This is a genomic window from Pseudomonas sp. MWU13-3659 (genome assembly GCF_023757525.1).
In the GTDB taxonomy this organism is placed as follows: domain Bacteria; phylum Pseudomonadota; class Gammaproteobacteria; order Pseudomonadales; family Pseudomonadaceae; genus Aquipseudomonas; species Aquipseudomonas entomophila_E.
On record NZ_JAMSHW010000003.1, the window covers coordinates 309,723 to 326,531 of the forward strand.

General features: G+C 64.1%; 17 protein-coding genes. 10 read left to right on the plus strand and 7 right to left on the minus strand.

Features of this window, described 5'->3' with window-relative positions; genetic code table 11:
• Positions 1-165: 165 nt before the first annotated feature.
• Positions 166-1,338 (plus strand): MerR family transcriptional regulator, encoded by a 1,173-nt coding sequence (locus NGM28_RS06280; RefSeq protein WP_240064478.1) that lies wholly within the window; start codon positions 166-168, stop codon positions 1,336-1,338.
• 22 nt (positions 1,339-1,360) lie between these two features.
• Positions 1,361-1,867 (plus strand): GNAT family N-acetyltransferase, encoded by a 507-nt coding sequence (locus tag NGM28_RS06285; protein WP_252089205.1) that lies wholly within the window; start codon positions 1,361-1,363, stop codon positions 1,865-1,867.
• Between the two features lie 47 nt (positions 1,868-1,914).
• Here NGM28_RS06285 and NGM28_RS06290 read toward each other — a convergent pair whose 3' ends face one another.
• The 3 genes from NGM28_RS06290 to NGM28_RS06300 form a co-directional block, all read right to left on the minus strand.
• A complete protein-coding gene (locus NGM28_RS06290) occupies positions 1,915-2,052 on the minus strand; it encodes a PA0050 family protein (RefSeq protein ID WP_213657324.1) in 138 nt (45 codons plus the stop codon).
• Positions 2,053-2,084: 32 nt separating this feature from the next.
• Positions 2,085-2,228, minus strand: a complete 144-nt coding sequence (locus tag NGM28_RS06295; protein ID WP_086009444.1) for a PA0050 family protein — start codon at positions 2,226-2,228, stop codon at positions 2,085-2,087.
• A gap of 360 nt (positions 2,229-2,588) precedes the next feature.
• Positions 2,589-4,784, minus strand: coding sequence for an OsmC domain/YcaO domain-containing protein (locus NGM28_RS06300; protein WP_252089207.1), 2,196 nt, complete (start codon positions 4,782-4,784; stop codon positions 2,589-2,591).
• Positions 4,785-5,044: 260 nt separating this feature from the next.
• On the opposite strand from NGM28_RS06300, the gene NGM28_RS06305 reads away from it, so the two are divergent.
• Positions 5,045-5,434, plus strand: a complete 390-nt coding sequence (locus tag NGM28_RS06305; RefSeq protein WP_252089209.1) for a hypothetical protein — start codon at positions 5,045-5,047, stop codon at positions 5,432-5,434.
• Here the strand turns inward: NGM28_RS06305 and NGM28_RS06310 are convergent.
• Positions 5,431-5,775, minus strand: a complete 345-nt coding sequence (locus tag NGM28_RS06310) for a hypothetical protein (protein WP_240064474.1) — start codon at positions 5,773-5,775, stop codon at positions 5,431-5,433. The two genes, NGM28_RS06305 and NGM28_RS06310, sit on opposite strands and share 4 nt — an antisense overlap.
• A 134-nt stretch (positions 5,776-5,909) precedes the next feature.
• Here NGM28_RS06310 and NGM28_RS06315 point away from each other — a divergent pair, with 134 nt between their 5' ends.
• A complete protein-coding gene (locus tag NGM28_RS06315; RefSeq protein WP_252089211.1) occupies positions 5,910-6,590 on the plus strand; it encodes a phytanoyl-CoA dioxygenase family protein in 681 nt (226 codons plus the stop codon).
• Between the two features lie 4 nt (positions 6,591-6,594).
• Here the strand turns inward: NGM28_RS06315 and NGM28_RS06320 are convergent, their stop codons facing one another.
• From NGM28_RS06320 to NGM28_RS06330, 3 genes are all read right to left on the minus strand, one after another.
• Positions 6,595-6,789 carry a DUF1289 domain-containing protein gene (locus NGM28_RS06320; protein ID WP_213657328.1) on the minus strand — a complete coding sequence of 65 codons (195 nt, stop codon included), beginning with the start codon at positions 6,787-6,789 and terminating at the stop codon, positions 6,595-6,597.
• A gap of 64 nt (positions 6,790-6,853) precedes the next feature.
• A complete protein-coding gene (locus NGM28_RS06325; RefSeq protein ID WP_252089213.1) occupies positions 6,854-9,091 on the minus strand; it encodes a hypothetical protein in 2,238 nt (745 codons plus the stop codon).
• Positions 9,092-9,189: 98 nt separating this feature from the next.
• Positions 9,190-11,985 (minus strand): amino acid adenylation domain-containing protein, encoded by a 2,796-nt coding sequence (locus NGM28_RS06330; RefSeq protein WP_252089215.1) that lies wholly within the window; start codon positions 11,983-11,985, stop codon positions 9,190-9,192.
• A 303-nt stretch (positions 11,986-12,288) separates the two neighbouring features.
• Between NGM28_RS06330 and NGM28_RS06335 the strand changes: the two genes are divergently transcribed.
• The 6 genes from NGM28_RS06335 (at position 12,289) to NGM28_RS06360 (ending at position 16,806) form a co-directional block, all read left to right on the plus strand.
• Positions 12,289-12,687, plus strand: coding sequence for a hypothetical protein (locus NGM28_RS06335; RefSeq protein ID WP_252089217.1), 399 nt, complete (start codon positions 12,289-12,291; stop codon positions 12,685-12,687).
• A gap of 83 nt (positions 12,688-12,770) precedes the next feature.
• Complete coding sequence (locus tag NGM28_RS06340; protein WP_252089219.1) at positions 12,771-13,301, plus strand: P-loop NTPase family protein; 531 nt, start codon at positions 12,771-12,773, stop codon at positions 13,299-13,301.
• A gap of 172 nt (positions 13,302-13,473) precedes the next feature.
• Positions 13,474-13,821, plus strand: coding sequence for a metalloregulator ArsR/SmtB family transcription factor (locus NGM28_RS06345; RefSeq protein WP_252089221.1), 348 nt, complete (start codon positions 13,474-13,476; stop codon positions 13,819-13,821).
• A gap of 18 nt (positions 13,822-13,839) precedes the next feature.
• Positions 13,840-15,123 carry an arsenic transporter gene (locus tag NGM28_RS06350; protein WP_252089223.1) on the plus strand — a complete coding sequence of 428 codons (1,284 nt, stop codon included), beginning with the start codon at positions 13,840-13,842 and terminating at the stop codon, positions 15,121-15,123.
• Positions 15,124-15,135: 12 nt separating this feature from the next.
• Positions 15,136-15,606 carry an arsenate reductase ArsC gene (locus NGM28_RS06355; protein ID WP_252089226.1) on the plus strand — a complete coding sequence of 157 codons (471 nt, stop codon included), beginning with the start codon at positions 15,136-15,138 and terminating at the stop codon, positions 15,604-15,606.
• 177 nt (positions 15,607-15,783) lie between these two features.
• Positions 15,784-16,806, plus strand: coding sequence for a DUF1176 domain-containing protein (locus NGM28_RS06360; RefSeq protein WP_240064465.1), 1,023 nt, complete (start codon positions 15,784-15,786; stop codon positions 16,804-16,806).
• Positions 16,807-16,809 lie beyond the last annotated feature (3 nt).

The window sequence follows — 16,809 nt, forward strand, 5'->3', positions numbered from 1 at the left end:
ACAGCCTAGTCGATAGCCTTGCAGTGCTCTCACGATCGGGCGCCGCCCTGCGGCGCTCGATCTCATGGGCGCCATACCGCTCCCGGCAAACGCCCTCGTTTCCCGCTTTACCTGTCTATAACTTCATAGTTTAAGGTCACTCCCCACTGCACGAGGTGAAGGCTGATGTATCGCATTTCCGAACTGGCGGCTCTGGTGGGCCTGAGCCGTTCCACACTGCTCTACTACGAAAAGATCGGGCTCATCACCTCACGGCGCGAAGCCAACGGCTATCGCCGCTATAGCGATGCAGACCTGCAACAACTGCGCTTGTTGCAGCAGTTGCAGGCCGGCGGCCTGACCCTGAAGGAATGCCAGGCCTGCCTTGAGGCACGCATCGACAGGCCCGCCCTGCTCGCCCGCCTGCGCACGCTGGATGAAGAGATCGCCGCCCGCCAGCAATCGCGGGACCTGCTGGCCGCGATGCTGGGCCTTTCGTCCATGCGCCCCTGGCACCAGGCCCTCGAACACCAGGCACCGGGCGCCCATCTGGCCTGGCTGCGCAAGCAGGGCTTCAGCGAAAAACAGGCGCTGCGCCTGAAATGGCTATCCAAAGACATGAACGAACACGAACGCTACATGGCCGACTTCGAGCACCTGTTCGAAGGCCTTCAACGCTTGGGCCCCGGCTCGTCCGAAGACACCCTGGCAGCCTTGCAGGCCCTGCCCTTCGCGCCACGCATGGTGCTGGAGATCGGCTGCGGTCGTGGCGCCACCACCACGCTGCTGGCAGAACACAGCCGTGCCACCGTTACCGCGCTGGACAATGATGAATACAGCCTCGCTCGCCTGGGCGACACGCTCACGGCCAAAGGGCTGCAACATCGTGTTCGCCGGGTGTGCGCCAGCATGACCGAACTACCATTCGCGCATGGGCAGTTCGACACGATCTGGGCCGAGGGTTGCGCCTACATCATGGGCTTCGCCCAGGCCCTGAAGTACTGGCAAGCGTTTCTCGCACCCCAGGGCCTGTTGGTGGTCAACGACCTGGTCCGAGTGACCGATGTGCTGTCCGACGAGGCCGGTGCATTCTGGCAGGCCAGCTACCCTGACCTGCAAAGCGTGGAAACACGCCTGGAGACCATTGCCAAGCAGGGGTACCGGACACTGCAGCACTTCCCCATGGGCCGCCAGGCCTGGGACAACTACCTCGTCCCGCTGCGCGAACGCCTGGCCACGCTGGACAGCGCGGCCTTCACCTCCCAGGCATTGGCCGACATCACCCGCGAACTGGAGATCCACACGCGCCACCTCGGCGAATACGGCTATCACCTGTTCATCCTGCAGAAACTACCGTGAAACCCCTCAGAAGCGATTGGATATGAACATCACGCTCCGCGACGAACACCTTGAAGACATCGACAACATCACCCGTCTGACCGAGGCGGCCTTTGCCAACGCAGAACACTCCAGCCATACCGAACAGCACATCGTCAACGCCCTGCGCCGGGCGCATCAGCTCACCGTCTCGCGGGTGGCGATCGAGGACGACATCCTGGTCGGTCATGTCGCCATTTCCCCGGTCACCCTGTCGTCGGGCGTGGGAGGCTGGTACGGGCTGGGGCCGATATCGGTGCTGCCGGCTCGCCAGGGCAAAGGCATCGGCGCGGCATTGATGGAGGCTGCACTGGCGCAGCTGCGACACATGGGTGCCGCCGGATGCGTCGTATTGGGAGACCCGGGCTACTATGCCCGGTTCGGCTTTGCCGTCCAGCCAGGGCTGACACTGCCTGGCGTACCGGCCGAGTACTTCCAGGCGCTGGCCTTCGCAGGTTCCCCGGCGCAAGGCACGGTGCAGTACCACGATGCCTTCGATGCCCGCGAATGAAACGAAAAAGGGCCGCAAAGCGGCCCTCTTCATACCCCTCGATCAGCTCAAGGGCATACACAGGTCGACGGCCCGAACACCGGCCCCGCACAAGGGTCCTTGGACGGTCCGAACACCGGACAGGATGCCTGGGCGGTCAGCGAGACACCACACGTCAACAACACAGCCAGCATCACTTTTTTCATTGATAACCTCCTTGTCTTCAGAAAAGCGGGGATCAACGCTCGCACACGCAAACCGTTGGCCCGAGCACCGCGCCCGAGCACGGGTCTTCCCAAGGCCCCAATACGGCACAGTCCGCCTGTGCATTCAGCGAGAACATCCACAGCAGCGCCGACGCTGCCAGCAGTTTTCGTTTCACCTTGACCTCCTTGGTCGAAACATCGAAAACGATCCGTGTTACGCACGGTGACGTGGGCGTCAGCATGTGACCTTGAGGTCGGCCTGGCAAGCGTGGCGCAGTGTCGCGCTCATTTGGATGGTTTTGATCGCGTGATGGCGAGCAGGTGCTTGGCGGCTTTGCAGTGCACTGGGGATCGAGCGCCGCTTACGCGGCGCATCGCGGATGAATCCGCTCCTACCAGGGCCCGTTATGCCTGGGCGGGACACGGTTTCCGGCGGGTGTAGGAGCGGATTTATCCGCGATGCGCCGCACGAGCGGCGCTCGATCTCAAACGCGCTGCGCGCCCTACCGCCAAACGCCTTGAAACCCCCAACTACCTCAAACCAACCCGGCCGCGCGCGCCCGCGCCGCATGCAGCTTCTTGTAGCTCTCGACCAGGCGCAGGTGCCGGTCCAGCCCTTCCAGCTTCATGCTGGTCGGCGTCAGCCCATGGAAACGCACGCTGCCGTCCACCGACCCCAGCACCGCGTCCATCCGCTCGTTGCCGAACATGCGGCGGAAGTTGGCTTCGTAGTCGGCCATCTCCAGTTCATCGTCCAGCACCACCTCCAGCACCACGTTGAGCGCCTGGTAGAACAGCCCGCGCTCGACGGTGTTGTCGTTGAACTGCAGGAACATCTCGACCAGTTCCTTGGCCTCCTCGAAACGCTGCAGCACCAGGTGAATCAGCAACTTCAGCTCGAGGATGGTGAGTTGGCCCCACACCGTGTTGTCGTCGAACTCGACGCCGATCAGCGTGGTGATGGTGGTGTAGTCGTCCACCTCGGCATTGTCCAGGCGCTTGAGCAGCAGCTTCAGCGAACGGTTGTCGAGGGTGTGCAGGTTGAGGATGTCGGAACGGAAACCCAGCGCCCGATTGGTGTTGTCCCAGATCAGGTCCTCGACCGGATAGATCTCCGAATAGCCCGGCACCAGGATGCGGCAGGCGGTGGCGCCGAGGTCGTCGTACACGGCCATGTACACCTCCTTGCCCAGGCCCTCGAGGATGCCGAACAGGGTCTGCGCCTCCTGCACGTTGGAATCTTCGCCATGGCCGCTGAAGTCCCACTCGACGAACTCGAAGTCGGCCTTGGCGCTGAAGAAGCGCCACGACACCACGCCGCTGGAGTCGATGAAGTGCTCGACGAAGTTGTTCGGCTCGGTCAGCGCGTGGCTTTCGAAGGTGGGTTGCGGCAGGTCGTTCAGGCCTTCGAAGCTGCGCCCCTGCAACAGTTCGGTGAGGCTGCGCTCCAGCGCCACCTCGAAGCTTGGGTGGGCGCCGAACGAGGCGAACACGCCACCGGTGCGCGGGTTCATCAAGGTCACGCACATCACCGGGAACTCGCCGCCCAGCGACGCATCCTTGACCAGCACCGGGAAGCCCTGCTCCTCCAGCCCCTGGATGCCGGCGACGATACCCGGGTACTTGGCCAGCACCTCTTGAGGCACATCCGGCAGGCACAGCTCGCCTTCCAGGATTTCGCGCTTGACCGCCCGCTCGAAGATTTCCGACAGGCACTGCACCTGCGCCTCGGCCAGGGTGTTGCCGGCGCTCATACCGTTGCTCAGGTACAGGTTCTCGATCAGGTTGGACGGGAAGTACACCGTCTCGCCGTCGGACTGGCGCACGAACGGCAGCGAGCAGATGCCGCGCTCCTTGTTGCCCGAGTTGGTGTCGTACAGGTGCGAGCCGCGCAGCTCGCCGTCCGGGTTGAAGACTTCCAGGCAGTATTCGTCGAGGATTTCGGCCGGCAGCGCATCCTTGGGCCCGGGCTTGAACCACTGCTCGTTGGGGTAGTGCACGAACGGCGCGTTGGCGATGTCCTCGCCCCAGAACTGGTCGTTGTAGAAGAAATTGCAGTTCAACCGCTCGATGAACTCGCCCAGCGCCGAGGCCAGCGCGGCTTCCTTGGTAGCGCCCTTGCCGTTGGTAAAGCACATCGGCGACTGCGCGTCGCGCACGTGCAGCGACCAGACGTTGGGCACGATGTTGCGCCACGAGGCGATCTCGATCTTCATCCCAAGCCCGGCCAGGATCGCCGACATGTTGGCGATGGTCTGCTCCAGCGGCAGGTCCTTGCCCGGGATGTAGGTGGTGCTGTCCGACACCGGCATCAGCAGCGCCTGGGCGTCGGCGTCGAGGTTGTCTACCTCCTCGATGATGAACTCGGGGCCGGTCTGCACCACCTTCTTGACGGTGCAGCGGTCGATGGAGCGCAGGATGCCCTGGCGGTCCTTCTCGGAGATGTCCTCGGGCAGCTCGACCTGGATCTTGAAGATTTGGTTGTAGCGGTTCTCGGGGTCGACGATGTTGTTCTGCGACAGGCGGATGTTTTCCGTGGGGATGTCGCGGGTCTGGCAGTACAGCTTGACGAAGTACGCCGCGCACAGGGCCGACGACGCCAGGAAGTAGTCGAACGGCCCCGGGGCCGAACCATCGCCCTTGTAGCGGATCGGCTGGTCGGCGATCACCGTGAAGTCGTCGAACTTGGCTTCGAGACGGAGGTTGTCGAGAAAATTGACCTTGATTTCCATGCGCGGGGGTACCAGAAAGCGGGCGGGAACAAATGAATGGCGGGCATTATCCGGGATTTTTGCCGGGAAGTGTTGGCCACACACTGCCATCCGACAGCGGCCAGTGATTCACCTGTAGGAGCCAGCCTTGCTGGCGATGCCCGGCAAGGCCGGGCCAATACGCCCCACGACCACCTTCCCTGGTCTATGGTTTCCTTCGATCACGACGATGCCTGCCCGGCATACCGCCGGTCGGGCGCCAAGGCGCACGGAGTGCCGCAATGAACAAGACCGCCCTGCCCCTGCTGTTGTCTTCCATCCTGCTGGCCGCCTGTGGCCCCGACCAGATCGTCGCCGACCTGCCCTCGCCAAACGGGCGCTACCACGTCGAAGTGCGCAAGTGCCCGCAGAACGGCGCGCTCACCTGGAGCGAAAAGCTCCAGGTCTCGGTGCTCGAGCCTGGCCAGTCGGCCGAATGCCAGTCGGCGGTCAACCCGCTGGTGCAGTTCGATACGCCGGCACCGGAGAACCAACTGCAACTCGAATGGCTGTCCGACCATGAACTGCGCGCCTGGCACCCGGATTTCACGGCCGACGCCGGCCCTGCGGCGGCCACCTACAAGCACGACGTGCCGATCAGGCTGGTGTTCATGCCCAGGGCGCTCTTCTAGTCCGCGCGGAAGCTCCAGACGATCTCCACCACCCGCGAGGCCAGGATCAGGTAGAGCAGGCACAGCAGCACCTGCAGCACGGTGTGGTACGGCAGCTTGGCCAAGCGGTGCAGGGTATCGCTGACATTGAGCAGCAACAACAACGCCGAGACCAGGATCAAGCCCCAACCGCTAAAGCTGGAGACCCATAGCCCCAGCAGGATCTGCTGGTCGCCATGAATGGCCTCGGTGCCCGCCGCGAACAGCAAGGCGCACACCAGCAGGTTCTTGAAGTTGTCGAAGACCTTGGTGCTCAGGTCCGCTTCCAGCAGGTCGAGGTACTTTCGCCACAGTCTGCGCATTCGCCGCTCCCCCAATGAGTGCCCGTCATCAGCGCAAGTCTAGAAGCGATTGGTGTTGCCTGGTTTCACTCGCAAAAGCACGCCCCAGTCACTACCATTGCCCGGCGCATGGATGACAAGGATTGCGAAACGCGATGAACGAACGCGAACGGCTGCACCGAGACGGCTATGCCCTGCTTCGCGGCGCGATTCCGGCGGCCTGGCTGGAAGGTTTGCGCGCCGTGTTCGATGCCGGGGTGAAACCCTCGGCGCACTGGCCAGTGCCACGTGGCCAGGACTGGCGTCATTCGCAGCTGGACTGCGACCCGCTGATCCAGGCGGTGTGCCGGCTACCGTGCGTGCTGGCGGCGGCTGGCGAGCTGATCGCAGAGCGTTTCTTCCTCGCCCAGGTGGAGGGGCGCGAGCCCCTCGTTGGCGGCGGTCATCAGCAACTGCACCGCGACCTGAGCGCGCAACGCCCGGGCGACATGGCGGCTGCCCTGGTTTACCTGGATGATTATGGCCCCGCCAACGGCGCGACCCGCATCGTCCCGGGCAGCCATCGCCTGCTGCCGGGCGAGCCGCCCTTCGACTTCGGCGACGAGTCCCGCGCCGTGCACGTGTCGGGTCTGGCCGGTGACATCCTGGTGTTCGACGTCGACCTGGTGCACGCGGCCAGCCTCAACACCAGTGGCGCCCGCCGTCGCTCGCTGCTGGCCAACTACAGCGCGCAGGGCCTGTACACGTCCCACCTGCAAACGCTGAAGCTGCGCGATATCCGCATGGACACCCACGACAGGTTCGACCCCTCGGGCTTTCCCTTCAGCGCCCTCTGACGCGTCAGGCTTGACGCTTGGCGTTCTTCTTGGCGATGGCCTTCATCCGCGTGGCCGCCCGCTGCACGGTCGCCATTTTTTCCGGGCGTTTCATGCCCCGCCACTTGCGGATCTCGTCCCGGGTGCGGCCACAGCTCACGCACAACTCGCTGTTGAGCTGGCACAGCGAGACGCAGGGGTTGTCGATGTCTTTGGCCATGAGGCGGCTCCAGAAGCAGGGGGCGCATCATACCTCGACCAGCAAGCTTTGGCCTGGTGCCTCGCTAAAGTTCGATTGCAAGTGAATCGCTCAGGCCGGAGACGGACTTCCTCAACGTGTCAACCAATTCGGTACTGTAAGTGATGGGGTAACCATGGCGGGTCAGGCAATCACAGACATGCCGCACGAACCCGCTCATTCCACGCGGATACGGGGCACCCGGGATGCAACCGTTGCGATAGAAAAGCCCGCCCTCGATGCTGCACAGCGGCATGTTGTGCTCGTGGTACTTGGCCTCTTTGTAGCGGCGCCGGCGCGGGTAGTCCACGAACTTCCCGCCAGGGGCAGTCTCATCCACCCCATACGCCCACACTTCCACCCAAAGAAGAGGGTTCTCCAACCGGAAATCACCGGCAGACCGCCCTCCGCCAAACCCGGGGAACTGATGGATTGCCGGGTGGGCGCGGTACCGGTAGTCGAACAGGTGCAGCAGATTGGCCACGACCGTTTCAGGCAGCGAGTCGTAGCGCGAACCGCTCAGCGACTTGTACTTGCCCCAGCCCATCTGCGTGGAGAGGTCCTGGAGCCAGTCCTGTGCCACGGCATATTTGTACGACCCCGAGGAGGCCCCGTGCCAGTCGCTGGAAGAGGTGAAGGCGCGATCTCGCAGGAACGTAAGCAATTCTCCGAAGCGCATCCCCTGCCAGTTGGACACCTGCTCGAACCCCTGCTGTGCGCACACCTTGTCGGTGAGGTTGCGTAGGCGGATGTTGCTGACCAGGCTGCCATGGGCACGCTCGAGCTGGCTCAGGCTGAGGATCGCGTCGTCCTGGCATAGCGTGGCCACTCGCTCCAGCAACGCTTCATCGCCGAGCCGTGAGTGATTGATCAGCGCCTCCCAGCCGAACTCGGCCATCACGCCATCCTTGAGGCCAGCGTTGATCGTGCTTTCAGCCGCGCCAGGGAAACGGGACACAAACTCACTCCAGCTGGCACAGCCTTTGTCGCGGATAAAGGTGATGGCATCGTCCAGCGTCTGGATGTCGTGATCGCGCTTGAACGAAAAGCCGATGCGCTCGAGCACCCGATGATGAACCGCGTCCCCGGCCGCCATGCGGCGGGTAATGAAATTATTGATGCTCGCAGGCAAGGCAGCCCTGATGTGACCGATGTTGCCGGCCCCTGCGCTGATCGCCGCTTCGAACGCGGCGGCGAGCTCAACTTCGGTGTGTTCCGTCGGGCGCGCATTGGAGGTGAACGCCAGCGCCTGGCAGACGGCCTGGTACTTGTACTTGGCGCTTTCGTTGCCCTTGCGCATCGACGCCGCCCTGAGATGATGCATCGCCCGCGGAAAGCGGCTCTGGGCCTGCGCGAGGCTGGCGACGCCGGCGTCCTGCAACAGACGGATGTAGTACGTCTCATCCTGGTCCGTGATGTCTTGCGTCGGAAAACTGTTGTCGCAACTGGCGTTGTCGCAGTAGATGAAACCCCGATAACGCACATGGTCATAGGACCTCGCCATGTTCTGCCCGCCACACCGCTGGCAGCAGATCGCGACCTTCTGGTTACGGTCCACCTGCTCCCTGCCAGGCATCAGCTTGAGCGAACCGGGGAACGCCATCTGCATATCGCCGAGGAACGTCCTGAAGGAGGCCAGCAAGGTGTCTTGCGGGGGGTGGCAGTGCCGGCACTTGTCGTCTTGCCAATCCAACAGCTCATTGAAGCGCAGGGGGACATCCTCGCCACATGCGATGTGCACATAAGTTGCCTTGGCACTGCGTCGCGCCGGCACTTGTGTCGGAGGGACGAACCCCCTGGCAGCACAGAGCTGGGCAAGCTGGGTTTGCTCAAGCGTCTTGGCGGGTGGGCGGCGTCGGGTGGTGTCCGCCTGGAAGAACGTACCGCCCTTGGCTGAAAAAGCCCTTGCCCGGACGGTCTGCCAGCTTTGGCTCATGACCTCGTCGCCCTTGTGCCAGCTCAACGGGTCCTTGGCCGAGATCACCAGACGGTCCAGCGGCATCTCGTCCTGGCGCTCATGACGCACGTCATCGATGCCATTTGCCTTGGCGATCGAGCGCAGAAACAGGAGGCTCAGCGCGCCTCGTGGGTGGCAGGGGCTGAACCCGCAACCGCGTTTGTCGCTGAGCAGCGTCTTGGAGGTCTTCAGGCTCACCATGCCGCACTTGTGCTTGAGCTCGTGCACCGAAGCGCCGTTGCGGTGCGAGCCGCTGATTCTTACGTATTCTTCGTCCGTGATGATCTTGAGGATGTCGGCATCGGTGTAATCGGACAAACGGGACATGAGGCGTGCGGTATCCATTCCTGAACGGGGCCCTGAGTCTGCCAGAAGGTTTGGGTCAGGTTAACCACCGAGCTGTGGAACAGGCATTCGCCCACACCTCAGACCGCGGATTCCACCGTGTCGACCGGACGCTTCCCGCGCCCCCTCCCCCAGCGCGTCATCACCCAGCGCACGCCCCTGTTCCAGCAGTACCCCACCACCACGCCCCCCACCAGGCAGAGCAGCAATGCGAACACCGGCTGGTCCAGGACACGCTGTGCAACGGACTTGAACTGGTAATGGGTAAGGTAGATGAACAGGGTCGACGAGGCGATCAGGGTCCCGACCCGCGCCAACAGCGCCGGCACCGGCACGGCACGCACCCAGATCAGCGCAAGCACCGCCGGCAGGGCAATATCGATGGGCATCCTGATCATCGTAGCCTCCCACCCATAGCCGGCCAGGGTGAACAGATCGAGTTCACCGATCACCAGCACCGCCAGGGCACTGGCCACCCATTTGCGCGCCGCCGAATCGGCGTAGTGCACCGCCATGCCCAACACGGTGATCGCCAGGTAGTGCTGCGGCACCCGGTTGTACAACGGGCTGGCGTCGTAGACGAACAGCGTGATCAACACATCGGCCACCAGCAACGCACAGGCCGCCAGCGCCAGGCTACGGAACGGGTCGGCCAGGATCGCCCTGCGCACCCGCCCGATCGATAGCACCAGGCCGATGAGCAGGATCATCTGCACCAGCACTTCGATGTACCAATAGTTGAAGACCCCAACCTGCTCAGGGGCGAACCAGTTGGACACCAGCAGCAGCGACTGCCAGTGCAGGCGGTCAAACACGCATTGGATCAGCACGGTGTACAGCACGGTCGGCACCGCGATGGCGGCCACCGACCGGAGCAAGGCGCGAGCATCACCCCGTTCCTCGATGGCCTGGAGCTGGAACCGCGCCAGGCTAAGGCCGGAAATCAGGAACAGCGTCGCCGTGTCGCCGGTCACCATCCAACCGCCGAACAGCCCGAAATGCCCGGCGACGATCAGGATGATCGCCAACATGCGCAACAGGACCGGTACCTCCATGGCCCGCGTTGCCCGGCGCGCAGCTCCAGGCGCAACCGCCAGCGTCGCCAGCTCCCGCACCGGGATCATCTCCCAGCGCTCCGGCAACTGGCCGATCAGCTTCTGCAAGGCCATCGAGGCCTGGACAAAGGTCAGCGAATCACCGCCCAGCTCGACGAAGGTGAGATTGCTGTCGAGGCTCGGGACCTGGAGTATGCGTGCCCAGGCTTCGCTCAATTGCTGTGCCAGGGGTGTCAATGGTTGGGCGGGTGTTGCTCCCGCAGTGTCGAAGCGCTTGGCCAGCGCGCGCCGGTCGACCTTGCCATTGGGCGTGAGCGGCACCGACTCCAGGAACAACCACTGCGCCGGCACCATGTAGTCCGGCAACTGGCCGCCCAGCGCATCGCGCAGCTCGGCGCTCGACACCGCCTGGCGCGTCACGCAACAGGCCACCAGCTTTGTCGCGCCATGCTCATTCAAGGCCAGCACCACGCACTGGCGGATCTGCGGATGGCGCGCAACGGCGTTCTCGATCTCAGCCAGCTCGATACGGTGACCGCGGATCTTCACCTGGCTGTCGGCGCGACCCAGAAAGTCGACACTGCCATCGGGCAGGTAGGTGCCCCGGTCGCCGGTGCGATAGCAGATATCCCTGGCGTCACCGGTAAACGGGTTGACCACGAACTTTTCGCCGGTCAGCGCCACGTCCCCCCAGTAGCCCAGCGACAGGTAGGGGCTGCGGATCAGGATCTCCCCCACTTCACCCTCGCCCGCCAACTGCCCGGCCTCGTTCAGCACCAGCAACTGTGCGTCGTCGATACCTTTGCCCAATGGGATGCGACCTGCTGCCGGCGCGGCCTCGATCGAGTGGAACGCCATGGCCTGTGGTGTTTCAGTGGTGCCATAGAAGTTGACGCTGGCGGCCTGGGGAGCGATGGTGCGAATCTGCTGATACAACGCCGGGCTCAGCGCGTCACCGCCCCAGAACAAGTAGCGCAGGCGCTCCAGCGTCAGGCCCGCGAGCGTGGCGCCGGCTTCGATCAACCTGCCCAGCGGTGGTGTGAGGTGCATGACCGTGATGCCTTCGCCGTGTACCCAGGTTGCCAGGGCCAGGGGGTCGGTGAGGGTCGCCTGGGACGGGCAGGCGATCCGCGCGCCGATCGACAACGGCGTGAACACATCCCGGTACACCGGGTCGTGCCCCAGCCCCGACACCATGGAAAAACGTTCGTCGCGGGTGAAGCCGTGGTGCTCGACATGCCAGCGAACGAAGTGCACCAACGGCGCATGATCGGTGACGATGCCCTTCGGCTCGCCCGTGCTGCCCGAGGTGAACGTGATGTAGGCCGGGCGTGCCGGGTCGACCTCGGGCAGGTTCACCGCAGCATTGCCAAACTGCCGCAACGCCATGTCCGGGGCTTCCGGCACCCTGATGATGTGCGGACCTTGTGGGTCGAGAGCGACTTGCGCGCTGCCGCACACCAGGACGAAGGCTGGCCGGAGCAGGTCGATGATCTGCTCGATGCGCCCAGACGGATAAGCCGCGTCGGCCACGGTGAACGTCAACCCGGCGCGGGAGGCGCCAAGCAGCCCATAGACCAGGCCCGCGCTACGGCTGGAGACGATCACGACCCGATCGGCCACCGTTCCCCCGAGCGCCAGCAGGTGCGCGGCGATGCCATGGCTGATGCGTTCGAGCTGCCGGTAGTTGCAGGCGAAGCCTTGGGTCGTGATCGCCGTGGCCTCTGGCCAACACTGCGCCTGTTGCACGAAAGCCTGGAAGATCGGGGCACTGGCCTGGTACGCCAGGCGCCGGGTCGGGTCTGGGAGTGGGTGCGGCATGATGGGCGTTGACCCCGCAGCGACGATGCGTGACTGACATCCCTGCCCGGCAGCCCGGTGCGATGATGGCCGAGGGCTATAAGCCTGAACGCTAGTGCACGCCGGCACGGCACGCCAGCAGCCGTCCGACGGTTGGCGCCACGGTCGTCGCGACAACGCGCAACGCATTGAGTTCGCAGACTATTTATCTAAGGGTGGGCCAGAACTTTTTGCGCGTTTCCGGTCTATGTGGGTACGCACGGCATGGCCGTGCGGTGCCGCCAGGCGGCCACGATCCACTGCCATTCAGAGGTTGTCTTCTCCATGAAACTACATGCCCCACGGATGCTGCTCCTTGGCTTGTTCGCGCTCGCGGCGGCGGGTTCGGCGTCGGCCTCGCCAATGAAGACTCCAGCCCCTGGTTTCACACCTGAAGTCGCGGCCGCTCCGGCGCCCGGCCATGCCACCGGCAACCCTTGGCAGACCACGGCCAACCTCGCCGGTACGCAAAGCGGTCCGGTGCTGGCCCATGATGACCGGGGCTGGCGCGATGGGCGAGGCTATGACCGCCACAATGATTGGCACAGGGAGCAGTGGCGCCGTGAGCAATGGCGCCGCGAGCAGCACCGCCGGGAAATCGAACGCCAGCGTTACTGGGAACGCCATCACGATCGCGCGCTACGTCATCGCTACGAGGACGACCATCGCTACTACCGTCGGTGAAAGCCGCAGGGTGATGGCCGTTGACAGCCTTCGCAAATCCCGCAAAATCGCCGTCCTTTTTCTTGCGCGACAGGACGTCTTCGATGCAGCGGATCGTGATTCTGGGCAATTCCGGCAGCGGCAAGTCGACCCTGGCCCGTGATCTGGGCAACCGGCTCGGCCTGCCGGTGGTGCATCTGGACACCTTGTTCTGGGAGCCCGGCTGGGTCGAACCTGACGCTGGGCGGTTCCGTGACCGGGTGCGCGAAGCCATCACCCCACAGGCCTGGGTCTGCGAAGGCAACTATGCCCGACGCACGTTCGATCTGCGCCTGCCCCGCGCGGACCTGGTCATCTGGCTCGACACGCCGCGCCTGACGTGCCTGTGCCGGGTGATCCTGCGCAGCCTGATGAACCGTCCCCGCCCCGACCTGCCCTCAGGTTGCAGCGAGAAGCTCGACAAGGCATTCCTGGGTTTTCTCAAGTTCGTCTGGCAATTCGACCATGGCTACCGTCAAGGTATCGAAGCTGTACGCCTGAAAACGGCCCCGCAGGTGCCCACCGTGCACCTGCGGGGTAAACGGCAGATCAACAGTTTTCTCGCCAGGTTGCCCACCGCGACACCCCCTTTGTAGGAGCGGCTTCAGCCGCGATGCAGACGGCGCGGTGCATGTCATCCGCGTTGCGGATGATCGCGGCTGAAGCCGCTCCTACAGGCGTCGTGCCAGAGCAATGCATCGCGGCAGCCTCTTGCTCAAAGTATATGGAAATCCGTATATTCGAATTTCCATATCAAGAATCACCACCATGCTCACGCCCCCCGACGTCTTCAAGTGCCTCGCCGACGAAACCCGCGCCCGCGCCACCCTGCTCATCGCCCAGCTCGGCGAGCTGTGCGTGTGCGAGCTGGTGTGCGCCCTCGACGATAGCCAACCCAAGGTCAGCCGCCACCTCGCTCAACTGCGCAACTGCGGCCTGCTCAAGGATCGCCGCCAGGGCCAGTGGGTCTACTACCGCCTCGACCCGCAGCTCCCCGGCTGGGTGCACGACCTGCTGCAACTGACCCTCCAGGCCAACCAGGCCTGGCTGCACGACAACGCCACCCGCCTGCAGCACATGGACGGCCGCCCGGTGCGCGCCGCCAGTTGCTGCTGACTACCTGGAAGATCCTCCATGCTGATCGCAATCGCGGTATTCGTCTTCACCCTGGTGCTGGTGATCTGGCAGCCAAAGGGCCTGGGCGTGGGTTGGAGCGCGGCCCTTGGCGCACTGATCGCCCTGGCCGTCGGCGCAGTGTCCCTGCAAGATATCCCGACCGCTTGGGCCATCGTCTGGAACGCCACGACCACCTTCATAGCAGTGATCATCATCAGCTTGCTGCTGGACGAAGCCGGCTTCTTCGAATGGGCGGCCCTGCATGTGGCGCGCTGGGCCAATGGCAGCGGCCACCGCCTGTTCGCCTTCTGCGTGCTGCTGGGCGCGGCGGTGTCGGCACTGTTCGCCAACGACGGCGCCGCGCTGATCCTCACCCCCATCGTCATGTCGATGCTGCTGGCCCTGCGCTTCTCCCCCGCCGCCACCCTGGCCTTCGTCATGGCTGCCGGCTTCATCGCCGACACCGCCAGCCTGCCGCTGGTGGTCTCCAACCTGGTGAACATCGTTTCGGCGGACTATTTCGGCCTGGGCTTCGCCGAGTACGCCTCGGTGATGGTGCCGGTAAACCTGGCCAGCGTCGCCGCCACCCTGGTGGTGTTGTGGCTGTTCTTCCGCCGTGACCTGCCGCGGCACTACGCACTCGATGCACTGAAGGCCCCCGAGGCGGCGATCCATGATCGCGCCACCTTCATGGTCGGCGGCTGGAGCCTGCTGGTACTGCTGGTCGGGCTGTTCGCCCTGGAGCCGCTGGGCATCCCGGTCAGCGCCGTGGCGGCGGTGTGCGCGGCGATGCTGTTCGTGGTCGCCGCCCGCGGCCATCGCATTTCCACCCGGCGCGTGCTGCGCGAAGCACCCTGGCAGGTGGTGGTCTTCTCGCTGGGGATGTACCTGGTGGTCTATGGCCTGAAGAACGCCGGCCTCACCGACCTGCTCACCCAACTGCTTGATCGCCTGGCGGCACAGGGCCTGTGGAGTGCCACCCTGGGTACCGGCCTGATTGCGGCACTGTTGTCATCGGTGATGAACAATATGCCCAGCGTGCTGGTCGGCGCCCTGTCGATCCAGGCCAGCGCTGCCGAGGGCATGGTGCGCGAGGCGATGATCTACGCCAACGTCATCGGCTGCGACCTCGGCCCCAAGATCACCCCCATCGGCAGCCTCGCCACCCTGCTCTGGCTGCATGTGCTGGAGCGCAAGGGCATGCGCATCACCTGGGGTTACTACTTCAAGGTCGGCCTGCTGCTGACCCTGCCGGTCCTGTTGCTCACCCTTTCGGCCCTGGCCCTGCGCCTGAGCCTCTGACGAGGAGTTCCCATGCGAGTCCTGTTCATGTGCACGGCCAACAGCTGTCGCAGCATCCTGTCCGAAGCACTGTTCAACCACTTGGCCCCGCCCGGGTTCGAAGCGGTGAGCGCCGGCAGCTTCCCCAAGGGGCAGGTGCTGCCGCGCAGCCTGAGCATATTGCAGCGGGCCGGCATCGCCATCGACGGGTTGTACAGCAAAGGCAATGACGCATTCGAGCAAGACCCACCGGACATTGTCATCACCGTGTGCGACAAAGCAGCCGGCGAACCTTGCCCGGTGTACTTCGGCCCCGCGCTCAAAGCTCATTGGGGTTTGGAGGACCCTTCCGAGGTGGTGGGCGACGAGCAGGCCATGAGCAATGCATTCGACGTCACCCTGGCACACATCGAGCAGCGTTGCCGGGCGTTGTTCGCCCTGCCCTTCGCCAGCCTCGACCGTGACCAGCTCAAGCGTGAGCTGGACCGGATCGGCACACTCTGAACGGGAGCTTCCATGTCGAACGCTCTGCCCGACCTCGGCCTTTCACTGCTCACCAAAGCCCCTGCCTCACCCCGTGCCAGCCCTCCTTGAGCCGCGCACTCTGCTGTTGTACGGTTCCACCGCCGCCGACTGCTGCTGCCGCTGTGCGATCACCGCGACTGATTACAAAGGACGTAGATGAAGCTTCACTATCCGCTCGTGGCACTTATGGCCATGGGCACCCTGGCCCACGCCCAGGTCCCCGACCAAGGCGTCGAGTTCAGCCACAAAGACTGGGACTTGGCGTGCAACAGAACTGACGAGTGCTTCGCCATTGGCTACTCGCCGGGCGACGGCATCGATGGTGTCAGCCTGGCCCTGAAGCGTGAAGCCGGCCCCCGCACCCCCTTCATTGGCTGGTTGCTGTTCGCCGACCTTGGTGGCGAGCCGCCCACCGTGCCGGTCAGGTTGCTCATCGACGGCAACATCGTCGGCGAGTTGAACCAGAGCGAACCGAAAAGCTTCACGCTCAAGGACAATCAGGCCGATCGGCTGGTCACCGCGCTGGCCGGCAGCACCCATATCCAGTTCATCGACGCCAAGGGCCAGTCATGGAGTTTGTCCGACGCAGGCGCCGCCGCCGTGCTGATCAAGATGGACGAGCTCCAGGAGCGCCTCGGGACACCCAGTGCAGCGATCAGGAAAGGTAACGAAGATGACGACCTGGTGCCCGGGCCTCGCCCTCGCCCCCCGATCATCGAGAGCCCACCGCTGGTGGACACCCGTCCTGGCGACCGGGATCTTGCGCTGGATCCCGCCCTGCGCAAAGCGCTCGACAAGGCCCTTGACGACCCGCTTGCCTGTCCGGATCTGACATCCGGCGACGATCCTCAACCGCTCGACATCCAGCGGCTCGACGACCATCGGCTGCTGGTCAGCACACGCTGCGCGACAAGCACGTTCAACACCGTGAAAGGCTTCTGGGTGACCGAGGACAAGCCCCCTTATTTGTCCAGCCTGGTCACGCCCGCAGCCAACCTGTTCGACCGAAACCATGCCCAGATCGGCGCCTGGCAGAACTTCCGTGAGCAAGGGGATTGCATGTTGCGTACCTTCTGGCGTTGGGACGGCAAGCGCTTCGTGATGACCTACCGGGCTGGCTACAACCGTTGTCGCGGCTTCCAGTTTGGTGGTTGGAGCATGCCAACGTATATGAATTGATTC

Excerpts from the sequence above, each read along its gene's own strand:
- NGM28_RS06345 (WP_252089221.1), top strand. The coding sequence starts at position 13,474 with ATGCTCACGCCCCCCGACGTCTTCAAGTGCCTCGCCGACGAAACCCGC.
- NGM28_RS06335 (WP_252089217.1), top strand. The coding sequence starts at position 12,289 with ATGAAACTACATGCCCCACGGATGCTGCTCCTTGGCTTGTTCGCGCTC.
- NGM28_RS06300 (WP_252089207.1), bottom strand. The coding sequence starts at position 4,784 with ATGGAAATCAAGGTCAATTTTCTCGACAACCTCCGTCTCGAAGCCAAG.
- NGM28_RS06360 (WP_240064465.1), top strand. The coding sequence starts at position 15,784 with ATGAAGCTTCACTATCCGCTCGTGGCACTTATGGCCATGGGCACCCTG.
- NGM28_RS06325 (WP_252089213.1), bottom strand. The coding sequence starts at position 9,091 with ATGTCCCGTTTGTCCGATTACACCGATGCCGACATCCTCAAGATCATC.
- NGM28_RS06355 (WP_252089226.1), top strand. The coding sequence starts at position 15,136 with ATGCGAGTCCTGTTCATGTGCACGGCCAACAGCTGTCGCAGCATCCTG.
- NGM28_RS06305 (WP_252089209.1), top strand. The coding sequence starts at position 5,045 with ATGAACAAGACCGCCCTGCCCCTGCTGTTGTCTTCCATCCTGCTGGCC.
- NGM28_RS06320 (WP_213657328.1), bottom strand. The coding sequence starts at position 6,789 with ATGGCCAAAGACATCGACAACCCCTGCGTCTCGCTGTGCCAGCTCAAC.
- NGM28_RS06285 (WP_252089205.1), top strand. The coding sequence starts at position 1,361 with ATGAACATCACGCTCCGCGACGAACACCTTGAAGACATCGACAACATC.
- NGM28_RS06315 (WP_252089211.1), top strand. The coding sequence starts at position 5,910 with ATGAACGAACGCGAACGGCTGCACCGAGACGGCTATGCCCTGCTTCGC.
- NGM28_RS06280 (WP_240064478.1), top strand. The coding sequence starts at position 166 with ATGTATCGCATTTCCGAACTGGCGGCTCTGGTGGGCCTGAGCCGTTCC.
- NGM28_RS06340 (WP_252089219.1), top strand. The coding sequence starts at position 12,771 with ATGCAGCGGATCGTGATTCTGGGCAATTCCGGCAGCGGCAAGTCGACC.
- NGM28_RS06290 (WP_213657324.1), bottom strand. The coding sequence starts at position 2,052 with ATGAAAAAAGTGATGCTGGCTGTGTTGTTGACGTGTGGTGTCTCGCTG.
- NGM28_RS06330 (WP_252089215.1), bottom strand. The coding sequence starts at position 11,985 with ATGCCGCACCCACTCCCAGACCCGACCCGGCGCCTGGCGTACCAGGCC.
- NGM28_RS06310 (WP_240064474.1), bottom strand. The coding sequence starts at position 5,775 with ATGCGCAGACTGTGGCGAAAGTACCTCGACCTGCTGGAAGCGGACCTG.
- NGM28_RS06350 (WP_252089223.1), top strand. The coding sequence starts at position 13,840 with ATGCTGATCGCAATCGCGGTATTCGTCTTCACCCTGGTGCTGGTGATC.